Source organism: Actinoplanes sp. NPDC051388 (assembly GCF_055586225.1).
The window spans coordinates 87,330-112,608 of sequence record NZ_JBVJIP010000026.1 but is presented as its reverse complement, the minus strand read 5'-3'; the positions used below and the strand labels follow the sequence as shown (position 1 = coordinate 112,608).

The following is a 25,279-nucleotide window of genomic DNA, read 5'->3' as shown; positions in this document are numbered from 1 at the left end:
GGTGTCACGATCATCCAGAGTGGACATCGAACGACCGCGATACTCAAGGTCGCAACCACAGGCCGAAGGCCGGGCACATCATGGAAAGAAATACCTGGTCAACGCCTCCTTCGGGAGGCCCTGCCCTGACGCGAAGACCCGGCGCCGCACTCCCCCGCAGGCCAGAAGGAAGGGAGCGATCGACGGCAACTCGGCAAACCGTACGCGCGTTCGGGCAAAAATGCGTGTCGCGGTGATCCAGGAGGATTCACGTACGGAAATGAAAAAGGCCAGCTGAGCTGGCCTTTCACAAAGTCGGGCTGACAGGATTTGAACCTGCGACCCCTTGACCCCCAGCATTTAGAGGGCCCAGCGACGTGCTAACAACGTTTTACCAGGTCGCTGAAAAGTATACTCAGCCGAGTAAAGGTGTCGCTAGCAACCACGTCCTGCTGGTCACTTCACAGTCATCCCACCTGCGGTTTTGCCGCACTGGTTCCCTCAAACGGGTTCTCCCGACCGTCTTAGCTGTGTTCCGTTGCCGCCACGACACCCGATTCGGGATGACGAGCGGCGTGTTAAGCCGAGTTCGGAGCGATTCCTTGATTCGCACCTGCCGCCCCTGCTCGACCGGAAATCTTGGCCAAGCCAAGGAAATCGTTCACTTCAGCGAAACCTGGTCTGACACGAGGGCGTATCAGGAGCAGCTTCATAAGGATTTGAGTGATGGGTTGAGTGCAGAATAGCGACGGCAAGAGCGGCAAACCGCGGAGCCGACCGGCAATACGGAGAGTGACCGGTGTGTGTGCGGGCGCGCGGCTGTCCGCTCGGGTTGCCGTCACCGTTGCCGTCAGCTGTGGTCATGCATCGAAGGCCATCTATCGAATGCATGGGCCATCGCTCGTTATCGTGCTGGCCCGTCAAGGGTGGCATGTTGGCGGTTCGGCTTTGGTGGGCGTGCGCGCGGGGCCGTAGGCCTGTAGCGCGTGCGCGCGGCCCGGCTACGGCCGGGCCGCTTCTCTTGATTCTGTAGAGCAGTTTTGAACCAGCCTGGTCGCCGGCTGGTGGGGCTACTGCTTGGGTTTCGCGGGTGCGGCTGCTGCGCCGCTTGGCGGGCGCGGCCGGCGGCTCGTCGTCGCTGGTGACTGCCGCGATGGCGGGTGGCTTGGCGAAGTTGCCGTGGTCGGCCTGGGATTTGATCACTTCGTCGATGAGCGGGCCGTGGGTGTCGGCGTGGTCGAGCAGGTCTTGCAGGGCGGTGTTCTTCTCGTCGAGGGTGCGGACCTGGTGGTAGCGGATGGTGATGGCCTGCTGGTCGGTGAGGTAGGCGGCGACCCGGCGTCTGAGTTCGGGGTCGTCGATCGGCTCCTGTAGGACTCCATCGCGCAGGAGGTCGAAGGCGTCGGGGTGCACGAAGGTGCCTTTGCCGGCGACGGCGCAGGTGATGCGCCGGTTACCCGGCGGCACCATCGCCGTCAGCGACGAGTCCACCGAGGTGCGGTTCGTCGACCCGGCCGACTTCGACCGCATCCCGATCCACGACACCGTCCGGGGAGCTACGGCGTGGCGCGGTGCTCTCCCAGACAAGAGGAACCTTCACCTTGCTGGTCGTACCCGGTTCGGCGCGCCGACGGCTGCCCGTCAGCCGACAGCCGGTCCTGGAGTGCGGCGACAAGCAGAGTTACGCCGACGCACATGGCCAGCCCTACGTTGCGGGCAAATGGTCGCCCGCGGACCAAGGCTTCATTCACTGGCCGCGGACGCCCTTCGACCTTCAGCAATCCGGTCACGAGGTGCCGCGCATCGTCCACCGGGGCCGTTCAAGGCGCCGTGCGGCGGTAGCTGCGGCGACGATGGTACGGGTTGCGCCGTGCAACGGTATCCCGGCGCACCGCCCACAACTGGGCGAAGTCCGGCAAACTCAACGTCCCGATCCACCGCACCCCTCACGGCCGACTCGTCGTGCCCGAAGACTCCGACCACGACCCCCACGACGCGCACCCCTTCACCGACGTGTACGCCGAAGCACTAAAACCCTGGTAAAATAAGGGGTTTTGGATGATCGGCGGCCAGGGTGAAGATCGACCGTCCGGCGTGGTGGCGTGACATGAGGAAGGGCCTTCGGTACGAGCAACAGTGACTAGCCAGCAGCTCGAGCTCCGAAGGCCAATCCCTGTCTGTATACCTGGTCGCCGGGACCGCCGCATCGACCACCCCGGCCACTCTCGCTGATCACCTGCCCACCGCCCGGCCCCGGGCACTACCCCGTCCGATACCAGCGACGCCGAGTGGGTAATCCTCGCTCCGCATGTGCCCGCTGGGACCGGCCGCGGCCGCCCGATCGTCTACCCGCGCCGCGACGTCGTCGACGCGATCCGCTACCTCGACCGGACCAGCTGCCAGTGGGACGCGCTGCCCGCCGACTTCCCACACCACAAGCTCGTCTATCACTACTTCAAGACCTGGACCGCTGACGGCACCCTGACCCGCATCCACAACAGTCTGCGCGAACAGGTCCGCCGGCAGGTCGAGGGCCACGACGCGCAACCGACTGCCGCGCTGGTCGACTCCCGGTCCTTACGCGGTGCCGAGACGGTCACGCGGTCCAGCCGCGGCTACGACGCCGGGAAGAATATCAACGGCCGTAAACGCCACATCGCAACTACGGAAGGGACGGCAACAGATCCAGCCAAGCATCGACCGTCGTGGAATTGATTCCGCTGCGGCCGCGATCCACGATCGGCTCGAGCGGCCTCAACAGGTTCTTTGCATATCGCAGATCTCGGATTTCGTCCATTGGCAACGCACGCCAGTCTCGCGCGCTAACCTGAGCAGTCACAAACGACATAGGAATGTTTTTGAGAGCGAGCCGCTTGGCCTGCGCAGCCAACTCGTCAGCGTCTGCATCAGAGTCTGAACTTCCAGCCAAAGCCGCGAGCAGATTGACCATGCGCAAAATCCTTTCGCGCCCGTCTATCGCACCGCCGTCATAGGCCGCCGAAATCAGAGCTTCATATGCCCGACGCAGCAGCGAGAGATCTCGCGCCACGGACCGGCGATCAGCAGACGCTAGCCGTGATGTGAACAGTTCGAGCATAGAGAGCCACTGATCAGGGAGGACGCCGGTCCAGCTAGGCGCCTGCTCAGCAAGGAGCGCAGCGAAGTCACCGAGATTGAGCGCGGTCAGCTCGTCGAGATCGATCACTAGAATCCAACCCCCGCCCGCTCGAACGCATCACGACCGACCTGCAAGCTGTCCGCCGATGGCCGGAAGTGCCCGCTGTGGTTGTTGATATCTAAACCAAAGTAGCCCGAAGAGGATGATCCTGCGATCTCGGCCTCCCCCGCTGCGCGAACGGGTGATCCGCGGCTCAACACGGCATGCGATATTTCATGGCCGTTCACGAATTTTGGCTGAACCATGAGGCTTCCATCTTCAAGTACTGCCCACTTAACCGTGCCGCCCGATACCGCAGCGTCAAAGGAAGCAGTGCCCGGCCTAGCGGCCGTGACGCCGAGGCGTTCCGCAGCAGCCATTTCTCCGGCCAGCGCCCCTGGCATCAGGTTCGCGAAAGTCTCGCATTTGTTGTGTACGAGGACCGGGGTGTTGCCAGCGAGCACATAGTACGTGTGGAGGTCGTCGACGGTGATGTCGTAGGCGGCTGCGCGGTGAGTCGTCGCGGTTAGAGGTTGATCGACGCTGGTGGTGCCTGTCGGTGTTGCGACGCGGTCACCGCGATCCAGGGCGTCGGCCCGTTCCCAGCGATGGTCGGTGACGTTCCAGAATGGGTGATCCTCGGTGGTGGTGACGGTACCGGAATCGAGTTTCAGGTCGACGAGGTCGTCATCGTGTGGGTAGGTCGCGGCGACCGTCCGGCCGCCACTTTCGGACGTTTCCGGGTCAGTGGCGTAGACCTCGTCGCCTGGTTCGATCTGGTTGATCGGTTTGGTGGTGCCGTCGGCCATGAGGACTTCGGTGTCACCGCTGAAGCTGCAGGCCCTGCCGATGGCGCCCACTCCGGTGGCGACTCCGGTGGCACCGATGAGGCTGCCGGTGCCGGCAAACGCGGCCTCGCCTTCGGCAAGCTCCACGGCCGCAGCGAGACAGAGGTACGGCATGACGATGCAGACGGGGAGCGCGATTGCGGCGACGAGCGCTCCGCCGAGGAGCAGTACCTCGGTCGTGCTCGCCTTCTTAGCGGGGTTGCTCCGCTCGCAGCTTTCCGAGTCCCCGTCGCCGAAGTTGGTGCACAGGTACACCCAGTTCTGGCTGCTCCGTAACGCGAACTCGCGAAGGTTCTCGTTGCTGAACTCTCTCGTCCGCAGGCCGCCGCGGCTGTTGATGCCGTCTCTGACGGCCTTGCTGATGATGGGTTCGTATTTGGCGCGGTGGCGTTCACCCTGCTTCGCGTGGATCGGGTCGGTCTGACCGGGCTGAGGACTTCGGCCGGAATGACCGGGCTTCTCGTCGCCGTAAAGGGGGATCATTCCGCTGGGGTCGGCTTTGCTGATGGGGTTGTCTGCGGCGTAGGTGTAGCCGCCGAGCTGGTTGGGGTCGGTGCTGACGAGAAGCGGGTCGGCGCTGATGAATCTGCCGAGCGCCGGGTCGTACTTGCGGGCGCCGAGGTTGGTGTATCCGGTGTGTGTGTCCTTGGGGGCGCCGAGATAGCCGCGTGTCGGGTCGGGCCACAGGGTGGGGTTGGCGGTGGTGCGTGGTTCGCCATATGGCTTGTACTGCTGGCGGGACAGGGTTTGGGTGCTGGTGTCCATGGCCAGGCTGGCAGTGCCGTGCGGGTCGTTGAGCAGGTAGTGGTTGCCGCCGCCGGGGAGGGTGGACCGCACGGCGATGGCCGGGCCGCTTGCGCCGTGGTTGTAGGTGCGAACCGCTCCGAGCACGACGTCGGGGTCGGCGGCGGTGTTGACGACGATCTGGGTGTCGCCGGCGAACAGCGTGGTGCGGCCGGGGTCGCGGCGGATCAGCTGGTTGCCGCCGGCGTCGTACAGGTAGGTGGTGACCGACGGGTTGGCGCCGGTGGTGGCGACCTCGGTGAGGTGGCCTTCGGCGTCCCAGGTCAGTGTCTGTCCCGTGCCGGTTCCGCCGGTGGGGGTGCGGGAGGTCAGGTTCCCGGCGACGTCGTAGCGGAAGGTTGACGGTTGTGGACCGCCTGTGGTGGCGCTCAGGGTGTCGGGTTGGGGTCCGGTGCGGGGGTTGCAGTCGGTGGTGCAGCCGTTGACGTAGGTGGTGGTGCTGCCGGGTGTGTCGGCGGCGGGGTGGTCGACTTGCTGGGTTCGGTTGCCGACGAGGTCGTAGGCGAAGGACTGCCAGTACGAACCGGCGCCGGAGGCCACCAAGGCCGGGTCGGGTCGGAGTGTTCCGGCGTCCGGGCAATCGCCGCTGCTGGTCCATGCTTCGGTGAGCCTGGCGAGGGTGTTGTACCGGTAACACTGGCTGTCGGTGACGGTGTTACCGGTCTCCGACTGCTTGTTGGTCACCGAGAGGGGATTGCCGGCCGCGTCGTAGGTGTAGGTCGTCTGGTCTGCTGCCAGCGTTCCGACGCCTTCGCTGCGGTGCAGGGTGCGCTCGGTCAGTCGCTGGGTGTGTGCGTCATAGGCGTAGTGGATCTCTGCCTGGTTGGTGCTGGCCCCCGTCCTGACGACGGAAGGGTGCCCGAAGGCGGTGTAGACGGTGCCCGACGCGTAGAGCTGGGCGCCTGACGTCTTGGTGGGGGCGCCGAGCGGGGTGTGGCTGTAGGTGATCATTTCACCGCCGAGCCCGCCGATTGCCTCATCGGTCTGCTGGGACGGCATCTCGGTGTTGGGGGTGTAGGTGTAGGACGTGGTGTACGACCGCGGTAGTGGGTCCTCGATGGTGGGCAGGGTGATCGTCTGCCCGAGCGGGTTGCCGAGGGTCGAGTATCCGGTGACCGCGATGGTGTACCCGCCGACCGCGTCGTGGACGTGGCGGGTCGAGGAGGTCGGCTTGCCGATGCGCAGGGTGTCGTATGTCCAGGAGGCGTATTTGAAGGCTTGGGCTCTGTTCGTGGCGGTGAGCTTGCGGCCCAGCAGGTCGTAGGTGAAGTCCAGATAGTTGCCGCGGTTGTCCCTCGTGGCGATGACGTTGCCCGCGTCGTCGTACCTGGTGAGGCTGGTGCCGGTGTCCGGGTCGATGTGGGTGGTGACGCGGCCAGACAGGTCGTACCTGTCTTCCCACTTCGTGCCGTTCGGGCCGGTGACGACGGTCTGCTGACCGGCCGCGTTGAAGTCGTAGGTGATGGGTTGGCTTTCTCCGCCACTGACCGTGTAGCCGGTGGATCTGTTGCCGCCGACTGTCGGCGGCGCCGTGTAGTGCTGCACGCGGGTGAGCTGATCGCGGGCATTCGTCGACTGTGTTGTGGTGACGGCACCAGCCGGGGGGATGACGGTGGTGGTGTCGCCGGTATACGCCATGCGGGTGCGCCAGGCGAGCCTGTTGTTGTGTTGCTCGGTGATCTGAGTGGCGCGGCCCATCGCGTCGTAGTCGGTGACGGTGGAGGACGGCACGGAGACCTGCGAAAGGTGATCGGACACGAGCGCGTCGGACGGGTTCGCGGTCACGGCGTAGGCGTTGTTGGTGATGACGGTTCGGCCGTGCGAGTCGTACTGGGTGTTCGAGACGACCGTCTTGGCGTCCTCACCGGTCCGCTGTGTTTCGAGTTCCCGCAGCATGGCGTCGGAGAGCACCTTGCTTACGGCATAGGCGGGCGGGTCCCCGACCTGTTGCCTCTCGAGCAGAGTTCTGACGGTGACCACGTTCGGGGCAGTCGAGGAGAGCCTGTAGCCGTACAGAACATTTGCTTCGGCGCCGGCGGCCTTGTTCTTGTTGGGAAGCCACACCGCGGTGAGCCGGCCGAGTGCGTCGTAGGTGAGGGAGGTCTTCGCTCCAGCGGCGTCGGTCTCGGTGACGGGTAGCTGCCGCGCCTGTTCCATGGAGACCGTGGCGAGGTGGCAGTCCTTGGTCGAGGCGGCGGCGGTGGAGCAACTCGCGCCGGGAGTGACCTGCGTGACGGTGTCGATCCTGCTAGGGAGCGCGCCGGACAGTGGCGTGTATCTGGTGTAGATGCTCTGGGCGATGCTGGTGGTCCCGTCGAGTGCTTTCGAGCGGGGGGTGCGGGTCGCGGCGGTGACCCGGCCGTAGGTGTCATAGGTGGTGGAGGCCATGTCGACAAAGGCGGTGGCTGTGGCACCTGATGCCGTGGACGCCTGTTGAAGCAGCGTCGGGTTGCCCTTGGCCGGGCGGGCCGGGTTGGTTTGTCCGTCGCCGTTGCGGGCGAACGGGTTCCCATCGAACGAGGTGCGGACGTGCGAGATCAGGGTTCCGGACGGGCTGGCGCCGTTGCTGGTGCAGTCCTGATCGGTGGTGATCACCTCAGCCTCGACGACCAGCGTGGCCGCCGCGCCGTCCAGGTAGCGGGTCAGGGCGCATCGCGTTTTGTTGCCGGTCGCGCTGGTCTCGCCGCGGTCGGCGACTTGCGTGAGCATCCCCGTGGTGCTCTGGCCGAGGGTGGTGTTGAAGAAGGCGCTGGTCTCGGTGCGGCGCCAGCCATACGACACCGCTTGCCGGGTGAGTGACTTGGCGGTCCGCACCATCTGCGCGGTGAGTGCGGGCAGGCCGGGGCGGCTCCGGGTGGCGGTCGGGCCGATGATCGTCGGGACGGTGACGGTGGCGTTGTCGACGGTTCCGGCGTTCCCGGCGTAGGTGAGCGACTCGAAGGCCCGTCCCGCGTACGCGTTGTGATCAGGGACCGTCACCGTGACGGCGTCGTCGTGGCTGGTGAGCGCCGGCACGCTGCGGACACGGCCGCCGGGCAGGGTGTCGCCGTTCATGCCGAGGAAGTGGAAGGACTTGGTCAGGGTCTTCTGGTCGTTGACGGGGCTGCCGTCGGTGAAGTGGAAGACGGCGGGGTCACCGGTGCTGACGTGCACTTCGGGATAGCCGCGGAATTGGCCCCAGGTGCGGTAGCGCTTCTTGACGACTTCGTTGTCGTCGTAATGCCAGCCGGGTTCGCCCTTGTAGGTGTACTCGGTGACCAGTTTCGGCTCGCTGCCGTCCTGGTATCGGTTGTGCTGGTCGATGGTGGTGACCGCGCGGACGGGGTGGGTGTAGAACCAGTCGATCAGCGGTCGGGGCTGGGCTTCCGGGGTCCAGTAGACCGGGAAGCAGCCGGTGACGTTGGCGGCGGCGAACTGCTGCGCTTGGGTGTCGTTCTCGTCGCTGGGATCGCTGGCCGGCAGGCCGGGGCACTGCGGGGTGGTGTACGCGATGGTGGTTTTTGCACCGAACTCGGAGACGATGTTGTCGATGCGGTTGTGGAACATGCGGGGCAGGTCGGTGCGGACCCGGTTGGCGAGCTGAACGGGGTTGAAGGTCACCGGCGGGTTCGGGGTGTCCGTGGTGGCCTCGCCGAGTCGTGACAGCCCGGTCCGTCGGATCGTCTCGAGCCACAGGGTTGGTGCGTGGTCGCCGCCGTCGGGAAAGGTGTGCGTGAGGTCGTAGCGGTCGACCAGCTTGGTGCTACCGCCGGCCTGGATCTTAGTGGTGATTGAGGTGAGCCGCTTGCGAGACCAGAAGCTCGGGGCGTGGATCGTGCAGTTCGTGACGTCCTTGACGCAGTTCAGGTCGACGGGGACGTCGGGCCAGTACTCCGGGTGCACGAGGTTGAACTGGTCGTCAGCGCAGCGGTTACCCGTCGTCGCGTCGGGCAGGCAACGTTGGGTGGTGGTGAATTCGACCTGCTCCGGAGCGGTCGCCGTGTATACCGTCGACGGTGTGATGCCGTAGTCGATGCGCTTGAGGGTGCCGCCGCGGGTGTACTGCACGGCGGTGTTGCCCGTGCCGGCGCCGTAGTGGCCGGCCTCGGTGTCGTAGTAGTACGCCATCGCGTTGGCGTTGAGGTCGACGACGTAGTCCAGGTTGAAGCGGTAGCCCAGCGAACAGGCGGTACCGGCGAAGGCGCCGTCCGGACAGGCGCTGACCCCGGCGTGCGCCTTGTACACCGGCACGGTCCATGCGGACTTGGTCTCCTCGGCGTTGGCGGACCAGCCGGGCAGCCGGTTGAGTCCGAAGTAGTACTGCACCCCGTTCTCGGTGACGCGGAAGTACTCACCGTTTCTCGTCCCATTAACAGCGCCGGACAAAGTCTCGATCTTGGTCGTCGAGCTGTCGTCGGCCATCCGGTAGGTATGGGAATCGTCGTCGTAGACGATCGGGGCGGACTGGCCGTTGAGGGACAAGGTGAGGATCTGGCCTCCCCAGCACAGATCACCACTCAGCGCCGGCGCGCCGGAGCCGTCGACCTCGATGCACGGCCGGTAGGTCCGTTCGACGTAGTTGTCGGTGGAGCTCCAGCCGTCGCCGATCCAGGAGGACTGACTGTTGGTGCCGACCGTCCGCGCGTCCTGGGAGGCCGAGTCGTAACTGAGCGCGAACGTCGGGGCGACACCGCCGATCGGCGGTGGCACGGCGATGGGATAGCTGTAGGTGAACGCGCCCGTGTTTCCTCCTGCCGACCAGGTCCCACCGGGCGAGAGGCTGGTCGCGGTGTAGTCGCCCGCCGATCCGGTGGCATCTGAGGTCGCCGCGAGCACCGTCGCGCCCGCCGCTGGGACATCGACCTCACCGGTGAGCGGCGTCGTCGCGTCGGTGGGCAGCGGCGTCTGCGTCTGGCAGCGGGGCAGATGCGGCGTGGTGAGGGCGCAGGCGGGCAGCCGGACCAGGCGCAGCCGCGCGGCGTAGTCACCGCCGTAGGCGTGCCGGAAGGTCGAGTCGTCGACGTCGACGCCGACGGTCCCGGCGCCGCCAGCCGCGGATTGGAGACTGAACAGCACGCCGCGCACTCCGGCGGCCCGGGCGATCTGCTGGTCGGCGGTCGACACCTGGACCTGTCGCGGGGTGACTCCGGCACCGGCCTGGGACAGGGCGATCGGTGAGGATCCGGCCCTAGTCCAGGTCGCTGCGGCCCGCCCGTCGAGTGCGCCAGCAGCGGTGATGGACACGGTGGCCTGCTGCGCGCCGGGCAGGGCCGCCTGTCCGGCGGGATCGAACTTCGCGTACGGCCGGATCGGTGGTACCTGCCGGGCTGGCCGCGCGTCGGAGAGTTCTACGGCGGCGAGCGTGGGCGGCTCGGGGAACTTCGGATCGGCCGGTGCCGCCGTCGCGGGCTGCTGGACCATGAGCCCGCCGGCGGCCAAGACGGCGACGACCGGCAGCACGGCGAGGCGCCGCCATCGGGTCAGCAACCGAGATTCCCGAACGATGGTGGACAGCATGAGCTCCCGCCCTCTCCGCGTGCGCGGCAGCGCCGTTGATCCATGCCGGACGATTTCCGGACCGGCGCGCTCAGCGTACGGTCCACCTGGCCCGGCACGCTGTCACGCTTTGATCTACAAAGGACGTTAGACGTCGATATTCCTCTATGTGATTGAACCCACACTCTGCGCTCGGCTGGCCTGCAGGGTCGAAGTCGCAGGCTCCGGCGGCTGACAATGACCGCCCGCTCGCGTTCGCGGCTGACGTCGCCACGATCCCCCGTGAAGGAGCCCCGAGCCACGATGGTGTCAATCCCGCCGTACCGGCGCCGCCTGTCGGCGACGACCACCGTGATCACCGCACTCGCCACGGGCCTGCTCGCCGTGGCCGCTCCGGCGCCGGCGGCCGTTGCGCAGACACCGGCACCGCCCGCCCGGTCCCTTGCCGAACCACCGGCCGACCCGGTCGGTGCCGCGATCAGGCAGGCCAAGGCCGAGGGTCAGCAGACTCCTGTGCCGCGGCTGACCGACGAGTACTCGACGACCTCGGCCAATCCGGACGGCACCCTCACCACCGTCCACTCGTCCAGTCCGCGGCGCGTGAAGCAGGGCGACACGTGGGTGTCGATCGACCCCACCTTGATCCCCGCTACCGGCGGCTACCGGCCGCGGGCGGCGACGGCCGGGCTGACGGTCTCCGGCGACCGCAGTACCCGGCTGCTGTCCCTCAAGGATGGAACCCGCGAACTCACGTTCACATGGCCGAGCCCTCTGCCCGCGCCGGAGGTGCGCGGCGACACCGCCACCTACCGGGAGGTGTTCCCGGACGTCGACCTGCAGATCACCGCCGATCCCGACGGCTTCTCGTCAGTGTTCGTGGTGAAGACCCGCGCAGCGGCGATGAACCCGCAGGTACAGACCATCGACTTCGGCCTCACCGGCACCAATGTGCGGATCGGCGGAACCGGCAACGGCGGCGCGGAGGCCGTCGACATCACCAACGGCAGGCAGGTCTTCCACACCGACACCGCGTTCATGTGGGACAGCACCCCGGACACCGACGCGGCCCGGGCACCGGCCGGCGCGGACGCGATCCCGACGGCCCGGCGGCCGGGCCGCAATCTGGCCGAAGTGGAGATCGACGTCAGCGCAGGCCGGCAACGGCTCAGCCTGGACCGGGACCTGCTGACCGCACCGACCACGACATTCCCCGTGTACGTGGACCCGTACTGGTCCGGATCACCCGGCAAGTCGCAGCTGAACTGGGCACGTATCTCGGACAACGGATGGGACGTCTACAACTCCACCTCCAAGACCGGCGCGACCAGCGCACGCATCGGATACGACAACTGGCCCAACGGCGACGCCGAGAAGGCCCGCACCTACTACCAGATGAACACCGCGGGCATCAAAGGCGCGCAGATCTTCGAAGCCAACCTGTACGTGGTCGAGCGGTGGGCTGCCTCCTGCGACAACACCGCCGCCGTGGTGTACGGGGTCGGGGTGCCCAGCAGTTGGAAGTCGTCCGGCCTGAACTGGGGCAAGCAGCCGGCCAAGACGACCGGAGTCCTGGCCACCGCGTGGGGGCGTGAGGTGGACTGCGGCAGCACGAACGAACGGGTCAGCCCCGCGAGCCTCAACTTCAACGTCATCAGCTTCGTCAAGACGGTCGCCGCCAGGAAGGCGAGCCATGCGACCTTCGTCGTGCAGGCCCGCAACGAGTCCGACCGGCTGTCCTGGAAACAGCTCGGCTACGGCGGGGGCGCCACCCTGTCCGTGCGGTACAGCTACAAACCGCAGTTCATCAACAAGACCGGCAACCCGAGGATCACCCCGTCGGTCGTCGACCAGGGCCGCATCCTCACCACCACCCGCAACCCGACCCTGTCCGCCCAGGGCTTCACACCCAAAGTCAACGGTCACCAGGAGAATGTCCAGATCGCCTACGGGGTTTTCAACGCCGCAGGAACCAAGATCCTGTCCGGCAACGGCCCGGTGAACGACTACAACCTCAACGGCAGCGCGTGGCGGGTGAACTCCGGGCTGCCGGACGGCACCTACACCTGGAAGGCGGCCATCAAGAACGCCTCCGGCATCTGGGGCGGCGTCTACTCCGCCACCCAGACCTTCACCGTCGACACCCTCGTGCCAAAGGCACCTCAGATCAAATCCACCCAGTTCCCGTCCGGGCAGCTCGGCGGCGGCTACACGGATCGGGGCGTCTTCGAACTGACCAACGACCGCACCAACAACGTCAACGGCTACCTGTTCACCCTCGACGGCGACCTGAGCAATGTCGTCTACTCGACCCCCGGACGAACCACCTGGACCGCGAACACCGTGATCCAGCCCGGCGTCGTCTACTTCGCCCAGGCCGACAACGCCAACGGCACCGGTCCGCTCGTAATCAACGGCTCCGCCGGGGTCACCTTCGCGCCCGGCACCGCCGGCGCCCACAAGATCGCCGCAAAGGCCGTCGACCAGGCCGGATCCACATCACCACAGACCCTCTACACGTTCCACGCCGGCCGGAGCACACCGACCTACGCCACCGGCGACAAGATGATCAACGGCTGGACCGACACCAACGCCGACGGCACCACCACCGTGGTCCCGGCAGCCACCACCACCAGCCGCACCGGCCGCCTGATCGCCCAGGCCAGCGGGCCGGGCTATTACTTCACCAGCGGATCCCAGGCGGTGCTGGCCAACACCTCGACCACCAGCAAAGTCGCCGTGGGTGACAGCGCCACCTTCGCTGTCAACCTGCCCGCCGCCGGCCCGTGGGAGCTCGGCGCGAACCTGACCACCGCCGCCGACTACGGCACCTACACCCTCACCCTGGACAAAGGCACCTCTGCCGAGAAGGTGCTGATCACCGGCCTCGACGCCTACAGTGCCCGCACCTCCACCCGGTTCGTCAACTTCGGTGTCATCAAAGACAGCAGCGGCAACCCCCGGACCCTGCCGCAAGGAGTACACCGAGTCACCCTCGACGTGACCGGCAAGAACACCGCGTCCACCGGCTACCAGGCCGGGATCGACGTGTTCCGCCTCGCGCCGGTGCCCAGCTGCGCGATCAACAACACCACAGCCTGCTTCAACAACACGGCGATCAGCACCTACACCGCCGGCACCACCCCGGTCGTGACCCCCGCCGACGCCACCGGCAGCGGCACGAGCTTCGAAGCGGCCGACCTGCGCGCCGCCGGATGGACACCGGGAAGCACCGTCACCGTGAACGGGGCGGCGATCAAACTACCCGCCGCCTTCGGCACCGGCGCACCCGACAACATGCTGTCCTCCGGACAGATCATCACCGTTCCCAGCAGCGGCGTCGTCAACAAGGGCAACGCCGTCGTGTTCGCCGGATTCGCCGCCAACCGGATCACCGACGGCGCCACCGGAACCATCAACTACGGCGCCGGCTGCGACCTCAGCAGCCAGCCCTACACCCTGGACGCCGTCGCGGACTGGGCCGCCACCCCGCCCGGTGAAACGGTGCTGACGTTCCCGCGCCGCAACAAGAGCAACGCCACCCAAGAGGGAGTGCCGGTCAGCGTCTTCGCGATCAGCGTGCCCTTGCGATGCCCCGGCGTCCCGATCACCAGCATCTCCCTGCCACTGGTCACCAATGCCATCGCGGCCGCGACCCCGTCGTTGCACTTCTTCGGCCTCGGCATCCGGCCCACCTCCGCCACCAGCAACGCCAGCACGGTGACCCGCTGGGTAGGTAGCTGGGCAGCCGCCCAGGACACCACCGCCGTCAAAGCTCAGCCCAGCTCAGGCGCCAGCGTGGACGCCACCCTCAACAACCAGACCGTACGCATCCCGGTCCAGCTCAGCATCGGCACCGGCGGCGGCCACCAGATGCGGGTTCGCCTGGCCAACAGCCTCGGCCGGAGCCCGGTCATCTTCGATGCGGCGTCCATCGCCCTGCAGGATCCCGGCGCCGGCGGCGCCACCGCGGCCGCGGCCCCGGTCCCGGTCACCTTCGGCGGCGCCCGCGCCATCACCCTGCCGATCGGCGCCGACGTGCTCAGCGATCCCATCGCACTCGCCGCGCCGGACCGGGCGATCGCCCTGGTCAGTGTCAAAGTTCACGGCAACCTGACCACCCTGGCCGGCCACGACAGCGGACGCACCCGCATCTACGTGACCGCCGCCGACAACGTCGACCACACCGGCGAGCGCGCCGGCACCAACTTCAGCCAATCGACCATCCTCGGGCCGCCGTTCCTGTCCGGCATCGACGTCACCACCCCGGCAACCAACCCCGCAGGCGCGGTCGCGCTCTTCGGCGACCACACAGTCAACGCCGACACCGCCAGCAGCGACGCCCGCAGCCAACTCGACAGCCGCCTCGCCGAGGCCCTCTCCGCAGCCGAACAGACCGGGAACACCGTGCCGTTCGGCGTGCTCAACCTGGGCAGCACCAGCTTCGGCAACAGGGCCAAACTGCCGGTCAACAACACCGACCTGCCCGAGACCGCCATCGCCACCGTCGACCGGGCGATCCTGAACCAGAGCAACGTGCGCTCCGTGCTCATCTCGGCCGGCTCCAGCGACCTGCTCGCCTGCACCGCCACCACCGCGGAAGCCTGCGCCGCCCCGGTCAGAACGAAGCTCGTCGCCCTGGCCACCCAACTGCGTCACTTCCGCGCCGACGACGCCGGCGACCCGAATGTCACGCTGCCGACGGACACCGGAGCGCTGAAGGTTTACGTGGCGACCCTGCCACCGTTCGCCACCACGGCCAGCGCAGTGCGGGAGACCGCCCGCCGGCAGGTGAACGACTACATCCTGGGAACCGACGGCGGAGACTACCTCCAGGGCCACGCCGACGGGGCGATCAACTTCGCGGCGGCAGTATCCGCCGACAGCGACCACGTCTCCAGCACCGTCCTGGAGGACTACCTCTACGACAGTGGCAGCACGCACGTGCCGAACGACCTCTACTACCAGACACTCGCCCAGCAGTACCTACTCGACGCCGACCCGGCCGACTGGGTCACCGAAGACCCCTCCGGCGGCACCGAGCCCGACGCCGAACCCGTGGCGGTGTGGAAGTTCGGCGAAGGCACCGGCGGGACCGCCGAGGACACCGGCTACGGCACCGGACCCGACCGCACCACCCACGACGCCGCCCTGCACGAAGTGGGTTGGGAAGACGGCCGGATCACCGGCCGCAACGCAGGCGCCTTCAACGGCACCAGCAGCTACGCCGACACCGACCTGAAAACCAACACCGTGCAAAGCTTCACCGTCTCGGCGTGGGCACGGCTGACTGACAAGTCCAGCGACCGCACCGTGTTCACCCGGGAGGCCGACGGCTTCGCCTCGCTGTACTTGCGCTACCAGAAAGCCACCGACCGGTGGGTCGCACAGATGCCCTCCGCCGCCGCCGGCAGCACCGTCATCTGGCGCGACGCCGCCTCCTCCACCCCCGCCCGGACCGGCCTCTGGACCCACCTCGCCGCCACCTACGACGCCGACCTGAAAACCCTGACACTGTCCATCGACGGCGTAGCGGACACCTCCATCGAGCAGGTCAACCCGTTCAACGACCCCGACGGACCCGCCTGGATCGGACGCAGCGACGGCACCTGGTTCGCCGGCGACATCGCCGACGTCAAGATCTGGGCACGGGCCACCAACGACGCCGAACGCGCCGCAGAAGCCGCAGCCACCCCCGTCGCCGACTGGGAGTTCGAAGACGACAGCAACCCCGCCGTCGCCCAGGACACCAGTCCCGAGAACAACCACGGCACCTTCACCGGAGCCGCCGCCTACACCTACCCCGGGCACACCGACTGGGACATCGGCGCGCTACGCCTGAACGGCACCGACGCCGCCGTCACCTCCCGCCCACTGCTGCGCACCGACCAGTCCTTCACCGTCGCGGCCTGGGTACGGCTCACCCGCACGGACGCCACCTACACCGCCATCAGCCAAGACGGCACCACCACCGGCCGCTTCATGGTCCAGTGGAACCAGCCCTGCGGTTGCTGGCGATTCATCAGCGCAGACACCGACCAGGCCACCACCACGACCACCCACACCGACTCCCCACCACCAGCCACCGCACTGAACACCTGGACCCACCTCGCCGCCGTCCACGACGCCACCGCAGCCACCATCACGCTCTACGTCAACGGTGAGGCCACAACCCCCACGCCATACGCCGCCACACCATGGAATGCCACCGGCAGCTTCACCGTCGGCCGCACCCGCCGCAACGGCGCCCACGCCGACTGGTTCCCCGGCGACATCGACGCCGTCCGCGTCTACCAAGGAACCATCAGCCCCGACACCATCAGCTCTCTCAACTCCCTCTGATGCCCCTACCGACGGCCCACCGCGCAACCTGCCACACACAGCCAGTGGATGTCATCCGACTTCAGGCGCCCGAAGGCGACTGGCACGCGATGCACCGCGCTCACCAGCACGCTGCGGCGCACGGAACGGAATCGATCAGAACCTCGTCAGGCAGCATGGACATCAAATCCAACGACCACATCCTCAGCCGGCCAACGCGTGTTCCTGCCCCGGCGTCGGGAACACCAGCCGACCGGCGGGGGCGTCTCGGACAACTGGCGACAACAGTCGACAACTTACCCACGCCGCCACCAAGCGCGATCATGGATTCACCGGCCCCGTCCGGCACCCCAGGTAAAGATCACCGTACGAGCGTTCGTGTCACCGAGGCGTCACGATCATCCACAGTAGACATCAACAATGGATAGCAACCACGGCCGCGGCCGGATCCGAGAGTTGAGCGCCTCGAGACGTGCATCTCCAGCTCAGCGCAACGTTCCAGAAGAGCAGGACCATACAGAGACCCGAAGCAGCACCACGCTAACGGTCGGGCAACGAGGAGCCGATCAACGACAGATTCGCAACCGTACGCGCGTTCGGGCAAAAATAGGTGTCACGAAGATCGGAAAGCAGTTACGCCACTCAATGAAAAGGCCAGCTGAGCTGGCCTTTCACAACGTCGGGCTGACAGGATTTGAACCTGCGACCCCTTGACCCCCAGGCATTAGCGGGCCCAGCGACGTGCTACCGAACGTATTACCAGGTCACCGAAAAGTATACTCACCCGAGTAAAGGGGTCGCTGCCAACTTGTCCGCCAAGCTCTCGCGCACCCCATTCTACCTGGTCTTTCGCAGGCGCGAATTTCCCAGAAGGGCTGCCATCGGCAATCGCTTCGACGCTTGGCGGCAAATCCGGCGACGCGGGAGCCCCTTGAGCGGCGTGCTCCGCAACCCCGCGGGGCGGGGCGCCTTACCTCGGACCGGATCCTGGTGAATCCACGAAAGGGGATGGCGTCTTTTGCTGCGACACCACGTGTGGGCATTACTGGTCAACGCCCTGCCCCGCGGGCGGGATAGACGGTCCAGGAATTCGGATGAGGCGGTCCTCTTGGGTCAGGTTGAGGGTAACGCTTTCGACAAGTTCGTAGATAATTTCTCGGGAGAGTTCGTTGTCGACTGCGATGATTTGGAGTGCGTTTCGATACGATTCGTCGGCCACTATCCGACTGAGGAGCCGGTAGGCGTCTCGGATTCGGTCGAAACTCAACCCTTGTTGTCCACTGTTGGCCGATATTCCGTCCAGAATGAGAAGTCCGGGCAACGGCAGATTTCGGTCTATGGCTACGGTGTGGTGGGCGAGTGCGTGTGCGATGTTGACGAGTGTTTTTAGGCCTTGGCTGGATAGCTCGTCGAAGCTGCGGCCGGAGACTTCGGGTAAATATGTTTTCCTGTTGATGTGGACGGTGAGTTCTTGGCCTAGGTCTGGGATGTGAAGTTGTTGCAGGTATTCGAGCATGCGTTGTTCGAGAGCCTGTACGTTTTCTTCCGCGTCAGATCGAGAGAGTTCACGTTCGTTGATGCGGAGTCGGATTTCTTCTTGCTGGGCTTCCAGCATTTCACGGCTGGCGAGCCGTTGCTCGTGCCGTTGCAGGAGGTCGGCGTATTCCCGGAGGCGTTTGATGTCGGCTTCGAGTTGGGCTTGCCGGGTGGCTTGGTAGTCGATCTGCGCGGCGCGGTCGGAGACGAAGGCTTGAGTGTGCTGGTCGAGGTCGGCTGCGAGTTCGGTGATGAGGTGGTCGAGTCGGGTTGCGTCGTAAGCGAAGTTGTCGAGTGCGCGTTGGCGCCCTTCGAGGACTGCTTTGGTCTCGGTGATTTGGCTCGCTATGCGGTCTTGCTCGCTCAGGAGTTCTGCTTCGGAGGTCGCTGGTCTTGGTGGTTGCAGGCATAGGTAGCAGAGGTCTGGTTCGGTTCGTGCTGGTTCGATGTCGTTGCCGCAGCGTGGGCAGACGATGAAGTCGAAGTCCACGAGCCATTCGCCGGCGACGATGGCGCGGCTGAGGCGGGCGGATTGGTTGGTCAGCTGCCGGACGAGGTCGGCGAGGTCCTTGGTCTGGGCTTGGAGCCGGGACATGCGTTCGGCGGTGTCGGCGCGGCGGCTGCGTGCGGCGAGCAGGTTCTCGCGTGCTTGTTGTACGCCGGGGACGTCGGTAAGGCCGCTCGCGAGGTTTCGGCGTTGTTCGAGGACGTGGTCGAGTTCTGTCGTGCTGGCGGCTAGTTGCAGTTCGAGGGTGGCGAGGTCTGCGAACGGGGTGTCTTTGAGGAAGTGGGCGCGGATTTCGGCGTCGTGTTCGAGGGAGTCGAGCTGTCGTTGCAGGTGGCGTAGCTGGGCGTTGAGGTTGGCCAGTTCGGGTTCGTAGTAGCCGTAGGCGATCTCAAAGACCCAGCGGCGTTTTGCGTCGCGGAAGGGGCGTTTGTGGCCGAAGACTTCGGTGTCGAGTTCGTCGCCGGTGACGATGCAGTATCCGAGCCAGTCGGTCATGGTGACCGGGCTCTGGACGCCGGTGGGGTCGGTGCGGGCTTGGGGGACGCTGATGGCCGGGATGTCGAGGCGGTCGAGCAGGAAGGTGCTGTAGGTGCGTGCGGATCCAGCTACCGGCAGGCGTAGCGAGAGTGCTTCGCGGCCGGCTTCGTTGTCGTCTTCGCCGATTTCGACGAGGGCGTCGCTGGTGGTGGTTCGGGGGCGGTAGATCTTCCAGCCTCGGTCGCCGAGTATGACGTGCCCGCGGATGGCGGCGACGTGGTCTACCTCGGGCGGGAGGTCCTTGGGCATGGTGCCCAGGAGGGCCCTGATGAGGCGGATGAAGGTGGTTTTGCCGGTGGTGATGTCGCCGACGATGTGGTTCAGGCCCGGGTTGAAGGTGACTTCGCGTCCGCCTCCGACGAGGTCTACCTGGAGCAGTTCGAGGCGGTGGGGGTGTGCCGGCTGGTGGTCGGCATCCGGTGGTGGTGCAGTGGGTGGGGTCACGTCAGGTCCTCGTGCCAGGCTGCGTCGGCGATCTCAGGGAGCTCGTACAGGTAGTTCTTGAGGGTGTTTCCGGATTTGTCGAGGTGGCGGCGCAGGAGGACCAGGCGTTGGTTGATCGGGTCGAAGCTGCCGTCGGCGCGGAGGTGGGCGGCGAGTTCGGTGCCGACGGTGCTGGTGCGATAGCTGAAGCCGTTGCCGAGCGGTGCCACTTCGATGAGGCCGCGGCCGATGAGGGAGCCAAGGACTGCGTAGTAGGAGGGATCCCATGGGCCATAGCGGTAGCGCATCATGCGTGCGTCGAGGGGCGCCTCGTCGGGGTCGATCTGCTCCAATTTGTCGGCGCTGACGCCTTGCGCGATGAGGACGCGGCGGAGGTGGCGTGGGTAGCGGAGCAGGAAGTCGAGCTTGGCGAGTTTGACGCGGCCTTCCAGGTATCGAATCTGGCCTCGCTTTTTGTGGCTGAAGGCATCGATGAGAAGCAGGATGCGAGCTTCAGCTTCGCGTGAGGGCCGGAATCGCGCTCGGGGTGTCTGGTCTTCGTCGAGCGTCGGTGGCCCTGCACGGCGGGGCGGGCCGCCGATCACAGAACTGTTGCTGCCGTTCACGTGAGACCCCAGTCGAAGCGGCAGAGGTCGGAGAGGTGGCCGAGGTATCCGAGGATGAGTTCTTCATCTTGGTTGAGCAGCTGGTTGCGGTCGCAGTGGGCGAGGTCGTGAGGCCGGGAACGCAGGTCGGCGGCTACAGCTTCGGCGGGGCGGCCAGCCGCGACGGGATTGGCTACGGCCGAGAGATTGATGCGAGCGGATGTTGCTTTTGCCATGTTCAGGACACGGCGGGCGAGGTCTTCGAGTTGGGATTCTGCGTTGTCGCGGCCGGCGAGTAGGAGTTGGCGTTGGACTTCCATGTCTGCGCGCAGGTCCTGGACGTCTTCGATGAGCGTGCTGCTGGCGCCGGCGGATCTCATCTTGAGTTCCATGAGCGAGGTTCCGGATCCGGTCGCGATACGTGCGAGCAGTTGATGTTCTCGTTCGCCGGGCAGCGGCGGGGCGAGCATCTTGAGCATGCCGCGGCTGAGGGTCTGGTCGCGGATGGGTGCGATGTCTGCCCCGCCGGGTTCTTCGGGTTGCGGGAGGTCTTGGACCACGTGCGGGAGGGCGGCGGCCAGGATCGCTTGAATGGATGCCGGCTGTCCGGCGCCACCGGTTTGGGCTGCGGTTGCCGCGTCGAGGAGTCGCTCGTAGAGGTGGCGTACTTCCTGATGAGACAAAGAGGGCCATAGTGCCGAGAGTTCCCACATCGCGACCTTGTCGATGTAGGTCTGGCTGGGTTCACCGGGTTTGATGGTCAGGCGTTGCAGGAAGTCGTCTGTCCAGCTTCTGATGAGCCCGTGGGCGACGAGGCGCGCGCGCACGTCCTTGGTTGCCGTGGTGGGGTCGAGCACGAAGTTGGCGGTGTCCGCCTTTTCCGAGGCTGTCCCTTCGGTCCACAGTTCGTAGGTGCAGAGTTCGTGGATCTTGGCTTTGCGCGTTTTCACGTAGGAACGGACGAGCGCGTCCAGTCCGCGTTCGCACATGGCGGTGACGCTCCACGAGCCCTTGTCGCGTGTCTTGAGCTGGATGAGCCGGATCTTTCCGGCGTGGACGAGAGCGAGGTCCTCGATCTGTTCGCAGACGAGGAACGCGGGGCCGTCGGGTTCGTGTAAGCAGGTCAGCCACTGTTGTACGACTTGCTTGGCCTGCCAGAGGTAGCGAGCGAAGGTGTCGAGGCCGGTGGGGTCGTTGTCAATCTTGGCGACCTTGGAGAGGTTGCCGAGGCCGGGTATCGGCTCCTGATTGGTTGCGTCGGTCACCCGAATGACACTCCTACCTGGCACGACAGCGAGAATCACGTCTATGTGACTCAATGTAGTTGGCTCGCTACTTCGGGAAAGCGATGCTAGCGGAGTTGTCGCGTATGGCGCGACTATCACGCACAGGCTGTTCGGCTGGTTACCTATGTGTACTCAGTCGATTTCCGATGATCCCTTTAGCTGGACGTGTGGCGCCGTCGGGTTGCCCGGGGGCGATCCTTTCGGCTCCTTGGTTCGATCTCGTCGACGTAATCGACGGCGGCGGCAGGCACGGCGACGTTGCGGCAGTCGATGAAGTAGAGCGTGTTCCAGTCGAGCGGCTCGTCGTTGAGATGCCGGTGGAGGTACCAGATGACGGCTTCGATCTGGTGCAGCCCGACTTCGGAGTGCCGGAACTTGACGACGCAGCTTGTTGCTGCGGCCTCGAACTTCGCCTGCAGATCGCCCCCGATGTGCCCGGCGATGTCTCGGACGATCTCCGGGGTCGCAAGGTAGTCATGCTGGCCGTCAATGGGGTTCACGGTGTGCTCGCGGATGAGGGACGCGTAGGGGCCGTGGTGCGCCGGTTCGGGTTGTTTGAGCCGGTACAGCCAGGCGCTGTGGTCGTCTGACCGCGAGCGGGGTCCGCCGCGCTCGAGTTCGCGGCGGATCATCTGCCACCGGTCGGCGGGGATGTCGTCGGCGCACAGCAGATGCAGCGTGTTCCAGAGATGATCGATGACCAGGCCGAGCGGTTTGACGCCGTCGTCGAGGAAGAGCCGGGGGTCGATGGTGCGGGTGCCGTGGAAGTAGTAGGCGGCGTCGAAGGCCACTTTCTGGATGTCGACGCCGACCGCGGCAAGGGCGTTCTCGGGAAGTGCGCTCAAGGGATCTTGCCACGGTAGAGCTGGGGATTGATCGGCCTGTCGGACGGCATCGAGCAGTTCCGATAGCGGCACTTCGCTGGCGACGCTCAGTGAGGAGGCAGTGGTTTCGGGCGTCTCGCAGTCGAGTACCAGCATGGTGTCTCCTATTCGGCAGCCCGAGGCTGCGGTGCCGGCCCGGTGGGGGTTCGTGAGCCGACCCACGCTTGGTGGGTGTCAGCGACGCGCAGGCCTTCAGCGAGTCTGCCCTTGTGGATTCCCATGCGCATGCGGCCCTCGATCACCTGCAGGCCTGTGCTTCCCAGTCGGATCAGGTCTCGAGTGATGAGGATGGGCGGCACCAGCCAGCTTCCCTGGTTTTCCCAGGCGTCGCGGTACTTCTGCAGGCGCTTGCTCAGCCAATATCGATGTTCTGCGGCGACCCGTTCCAACCAGTCCTGGTCGCTGGGGCCGGTGGGGGCGGCTTCCAGGTCGGTAACCGGGACGTCCTGGAGCTTCCACTGGATCAGGCTGAGGTCGAGGTTGCGGTAGTCGTTTAGGAACTCGGGGTGGCGGCCGTGATCGTAGAGCCATTGCTTGACAACGTCGTCGGGCCATGACATCTGTGCGATTGCCGGCAGGGCTATGAAGACGGAGAGGTCTTGGTCGCAGTCGGCTTCCGGGAGATCTTCCAGACAGAGCGGCACTGGTGTTGCCCCTTCCGATCCTGTTCTGTGCGGCGTTGTCGTCGTCACGGTGTGCTGTTGCGTTTCGCAGCGGCACGAGCTACTGACCGGCACGGCGGCACAATTCGCGGTAAGTCCACTCGGCGTCGGCCGCGAAGTCCTGGAGCAGCAGGTATTCGAGATTTGCCGTGCGGTGCCGCTCGATGAGGGAGAAGTGGTCATGCCAGGTCCGGTCGCGTGTGAGCAGGATCGGTTCGTCGATCTCCGTGAACTGGTCCGCGGTGATGTCGAGGATCAGACCGTTCCGCTCCAGCCAGGCGTGGGACAGGAAGGAGCGATCCCGGATCGCGGCGCAGAAGCGCCATTCGCCGAGACCGGAATCGATCAAGTACTGGCCCAACAGCTCGCAGACGTCGCCGCACGAGCCGCGAGGGAACGCGGCGAGACTTCTAAGCCGCAGGCCGCCCGATTCGAGGGCCGCGCGGAAGCTGATTGCCGCAATCCTGATCGGCTCTGTGTCGGGACCGTTCGCGGTTCTCATGCCCCCCGCTCGTCAGATTGCATCGGGCATAGTAATAACGATCGACGCAAGATTCGGTGGCGGACGACGGGGCGCCGACTGCGGCGCTCTTTGGATGGGTGACGAACGGCCATGAGCACGGGGCGCTGGCGTGCCGTCGAAGGCATTCGCCTGGTCACGCAAGATCCCGAGTGCTGGCCGGGACGGACGTCACGACACCTAAACCGTCCTAGGATCTTACCCATTCGGGACGTCAGCCAATGGAGGACTGACGCTCGTACGAGGGACGTCCGAGCCGCCCGGGAACGGGCAACCCCTCCCCATGGCATCTATCAAACTGCGTAAAGAATCATTCTGCGTCCGCTGGCAGGCGGGCCGAGCCGGCCGGCGGCAATGCTGCACCTTCCGTGGTCCGTCGGCGGACATGGCGCTCGCGGCGAAGATCCTCGCCGAGTCCCGGCATCATCGGATCACCAGCAGCGAGGTCTATGCCGCGCTCGACCCCAGGATGATCATCCAACCCCCTCCCCCGTCGGCGACACCGACGCTGCGGGACTGGGTCGAGCGGTGGCTCGCCCTCAAAATCGACGTGGCGGCGTCCACGCACGCCGAGTACGCCCGCTTGCTGCGCCATCGGGTGATCGGCGACCTCGGTGACTTGCCTGTTGATCAGATCTCCCGGTTCGATCACCTCGACCCGTGGAAGGCCAGCCTCGTCAAGGATTTGGCGGCGGCGAGCGTCCACAAGCACTGGGCGGTGCTGAGCATGGTGATGCGCGACTTGGTCCCGCACTATCGGGCCGACAATCCACTTGATAGGCCGTTAGTGCACCGGGGCAACGGTCTGCCGCGGCTGACGCCGTACCGGGCGTATTTCCTGACGACCGAGGAAGCACAGATCCTGCTCGATGCCTGCCCCGCGCTGATCCGCCCGCTGATCCAGGCCGCTGCGGGTACGGGGATGCGCCTGGGTGAATTGCTCGGCCTGCGCGTGGGATCGGTACACCTGGACGGGCCCATGCCGACGGTTCGTGTCGAGCAAACTCTGCAGGGTGACGGGAGCTTCGCCGAGCCGAAGACCGAGGCGTCGCGGCGGTCGATCACGCTGACTGGCAGCCTTGCTGAGGTGTTCGCGGGCATGGTTCGTCGCCGGCGGCGTAGCGATCTGGTGTTTGCCGCGCCGCGTCATGGACCTTGGAACGCCAACAATCTGCGGCAGCGGTTCTGGTATCCCGCTCTCGCCGCGGCGCAACGCTGCCCCCGAGCATCCGCCGCAACCGGCGTCAGGCCGCGCTGGACGGAAGGCCGCGTCGACCTGTGACTGCGAGACATACCTGTATCAGCGGCCGCGGTTCCACGATCTGCGGCACTCGCACGTCGCGTTCCTGATCGACGCCGACTGGGACTTCTACGCCATCCAGCGGCGCCTCGGGCATGCCTCCATCAAGACCACTTTCGACATCTACGGTCACCTGCTGGGCTACGGCGACGAGCAGCATCTCGCCAATCTTGAGCATCGGCTACCTACCTCGGCGGCCGCACTGGACAGACACTCGGTCGCGGCGATGTCTTGACCGCTTAACCGACAACGGCGCGCGGCCCGTAGGCGCTAGTCCGACTTCTAACTCGGCCGAAGATCTCTGTCCCGAGTGGCCGGAGCGGGCCACCCGAGCAGACCGATCCCGTCGTGAGCCACGTCGGCCGTCGTTGCGGTTGCTACGGCGGTCGCCGTAGCAAGGGTTACCACTTCTCTCCACTCGCTGGTTGGTCACCGCG

At 66.0% G+C, this 25,279-nt stretch carries 12 protein-coding genes and 1 pseudogene; 4 read left to right on the top strand and 9 right to left on the bottom strand.

Annotated elements, in window-relative coordinates; translation table 11 throughout:
* Positions 1-645: 645 nt before the first annotated feature.
* Positions 646-1,509 (bottom strand): hypothetical protein, encoded by an 864-nt coding sequence (locus ACZ6TI_RS43335; protein WP_465351120.1) that lies wholly within the window; start codon positions 1,507-1,509, stop codon positions 646-648.
* 759 nt (positions 1,510-2,268) lie between these two features.
* Between ACZ6TI_RS43335 and ACZ6TI_RS43330 the strand changes: the two are divergent.
* Positions 2,269-2,694 (top strand): annotated as a pseudogene (locus ACZ6TI_RS43330) (transposase); the annotation flags it as partial.
* Here the strand turns inward: ACZ6TI_RS43330 and ACZ6TI_RS43325 are convergent.
* Together ACZ6TI_RS43325 and ACZ6TI_RS43320 are read right to left on the bottom strand one after the other, a co-directional pair.
* Complete coding sequence (locus ACZ6TI_RS43325) at positions 2,642-3,184, bottom strand: hypothetical protein (RefSeq protein WP_465351119.1); 543 nt, start codon at positions 3,182-3,184, stop codon at positions 2,642-2,644. The pseudogene ACZ6TI_RS43330 and the gene ACZ6TI_RS43325 overlap by 53 nt on opposite strands.
* A complete protein-coding gene (locus ACZ6TI_RS43320) occupies positions 3,184-10,284 on the bottom strand; it encodes a polymorphic toxin-type HINT domain-containing protein (RefSeq protein ID WP_465351118.1) in 7,101 nt (2,366 codons plus the stop codon). Before ACZ6TI_RS43320 ends, ACZ6TI_RS43325 begins: the two co-directional genes overlap by 1 nt.
* Before the next feature lie 282 nt (positions 10,285-10,566).
* Here ACZ6TI_RS43320 and ACZ6TI_RS43315 point away from each other — a divergent pair, with 282 nt between their 5' ends.
* Entirely contained in the window at positions 10,567-16,602 is a 6,036-nt protein-coding gene (locus ACZ6TI_RS43315; protein WP_465351117.1) for a LamG-like jellyroll fold domain-containing protein, read from the top strand.
* Positions 16,603-17,623: 1,021 nt separating this feature from the next.
* Here ACZ6TI_RS43315 and ACZ6TI_RS43310 read toward each other — a convergent pair.
* The 6 genes from ACZ6TI_RS43310 to ACZ6TI_RS43285 all read right to left on the bottom strand — a co-directional run bounded on the left by ACZ6TI_RS43310 (position 17,624) and on the right by ACZ6TI_RS43285 (position 23,524).
* Positions 17,624-19,606 carry an ATP-binding protein gene (locus tag ACZ6TI_RS43310; RefSeq protein ID WP_465351116.1) on the bottom strand — a complete coding sequence of 661 codons (1,983 nt, stop codon included), beginning with the start codon at positions 19,604-19,606 and terminating at the stop codon, positions 17,624-17,626.
* Positions 19,603-20,211: a hypothetical protein gene (locus ACZ6TI_RS43305; protein ID WP_465351115.1), complete on the bottom strand. Its 609-nt coding sequence runs from the start codon at positions 20,209-20,211 to the stop codon at positions 19,603-19,605. Before ACZ6TI_RS43305 ends, ACZ6TI_RS43310 begins: the two co-directional genes overlap by 4 nt.
* Entirely contained in the window at positions 20,208-21,455 is a 1,248-nt protein-coding gene (locus ACZ6TI_RS43300; RefSeq protein WP_465351114.1) for a dsDNA nuclease domain-containing protein, read from the bottom strand. Before ACZ6TI_RS43300 ends, ACZ6TI_RS43305 begins: the two co-directional genes overlap by 4 nt.
* 176 nt (positions 21,456-21,631) lie before the next feature.
* Positions 21,632-22,456 carry a hypothetical protein gene (locus tag ACZ6TI_RS43295; RefSeq protein ID WP_465351113.1) on the bottom strand — a complete coding sequence of 275 codons (825 nt, stop codon included), beginning with the start codon at positions 22,454-22,456 and terminating at the stop codon, positions 21,632-21,634.
* 8 nt (positions 22,457-22,464) lie between these two features.
* Positions 22,465-23,052, bottom strand: a complete 588-nt coding sequence (locus ACZ6TI_RS43290; protein ID WP_465351112.1) for a hypothetical protein — start codon at positions 23,050-23,052, stop codon at positions 22,465-22,467.
* Between the two features lie 31 nt (positions 23,053-23,083).
* Positions 23,084-23,524, bottom strand: coding sequence for a hypothetical protein (locus ACZ6TI_RS43285; protein WP_465351111.1), 441 nt, complete (start codon positions 23,522-23,524; stop codon positions 23,084-23,086).
* A gap of 301 nt (positions 23,525-23,825) precedes the next feature.
* Here ACZ6TI_RS43285 and ACZ6TI_RS43280 point away from each other — a divergent pair, with 301 nt between their 5' ends.
* Both ACZ6TI_RS43280 and ACZ6TI_RS43275 read left to right on the top strand, forming a co-directional pair.
* Complete coding sequence (locus ACZ6TI_RS43280; RefSeq protein WP_465351110.1) at positions 23,826-24,824, top strand: tyrosine-type recombinase/integrase; 999 nt, start codon at positions 23,826-23,828, stop codon at positions 24,822-24,824.
* A complete protein-coding gene (locus ACZ6TI_RS43275; RefSeq protein ID WP_465351136.1) occupies positions 24,712-25,077 on the top strand; it encodes a tyrosine-type recombinase/integrase in 366 nt (121 codons plus the stop codon). The genes ACZ6TI_RS43280 and ACZ6TI_RS43275 overlap by 113 nt, the downstream gene beginning before the upstream one ends.
* The last annotated feature ends 202 nt before the right edge of the window (positions 25,078-25,279 follow it).

Excerpts from the sequence above, each read along its gene's own strand:
- ACZ6TI_RS43335 (WP_465351120.1), bottom strand. The coding sequence starts at position 1,509 with ATGCGGTCGAAGTCGGCCGGGTCGACGAACCGCACCTCGGTGGACTCG.
- ACZ6TI_RS43320 (WP_465351118.1), bottom strand. The coding sequence starts at position 10,284 with ATGCTGTCCACCATCGTTCGGGAATCTCGGTTGCTGACCCGATGGCGG.
- ACZ6TI_RS43315 (WP_465351117.1), top strand. The coding sequence starts at position 10,567 with ATGGTGTCAATCCCGCCGTACCGGCGCCGCCTGTCGGCGACGACCACC.
- ACZ6TI_RS43295 (WP_465351113.1), bottom strand. The coding sequence starts at position 22,456 with ATGCTGGTACTCGACTGCGAGACGCCCGAAACCACTGCCTCCTCACTG.
- ACZ6TI_RS43285 (WP_465351111.1), bottom strand. The coding sequence starts at position 23,524 with ATGAGAACCGCGAACGGTCCCGACACAGAGCCGATCAGGATTGCGGCA.
- ACZ6TI_RS43280 (WP_465351110.1), top strand. The coding sequence starts at position 23,826 with ATGGCATCTATCAAACTGCGTAAAGAATCATTCTGCGTCCGCTGGCAG.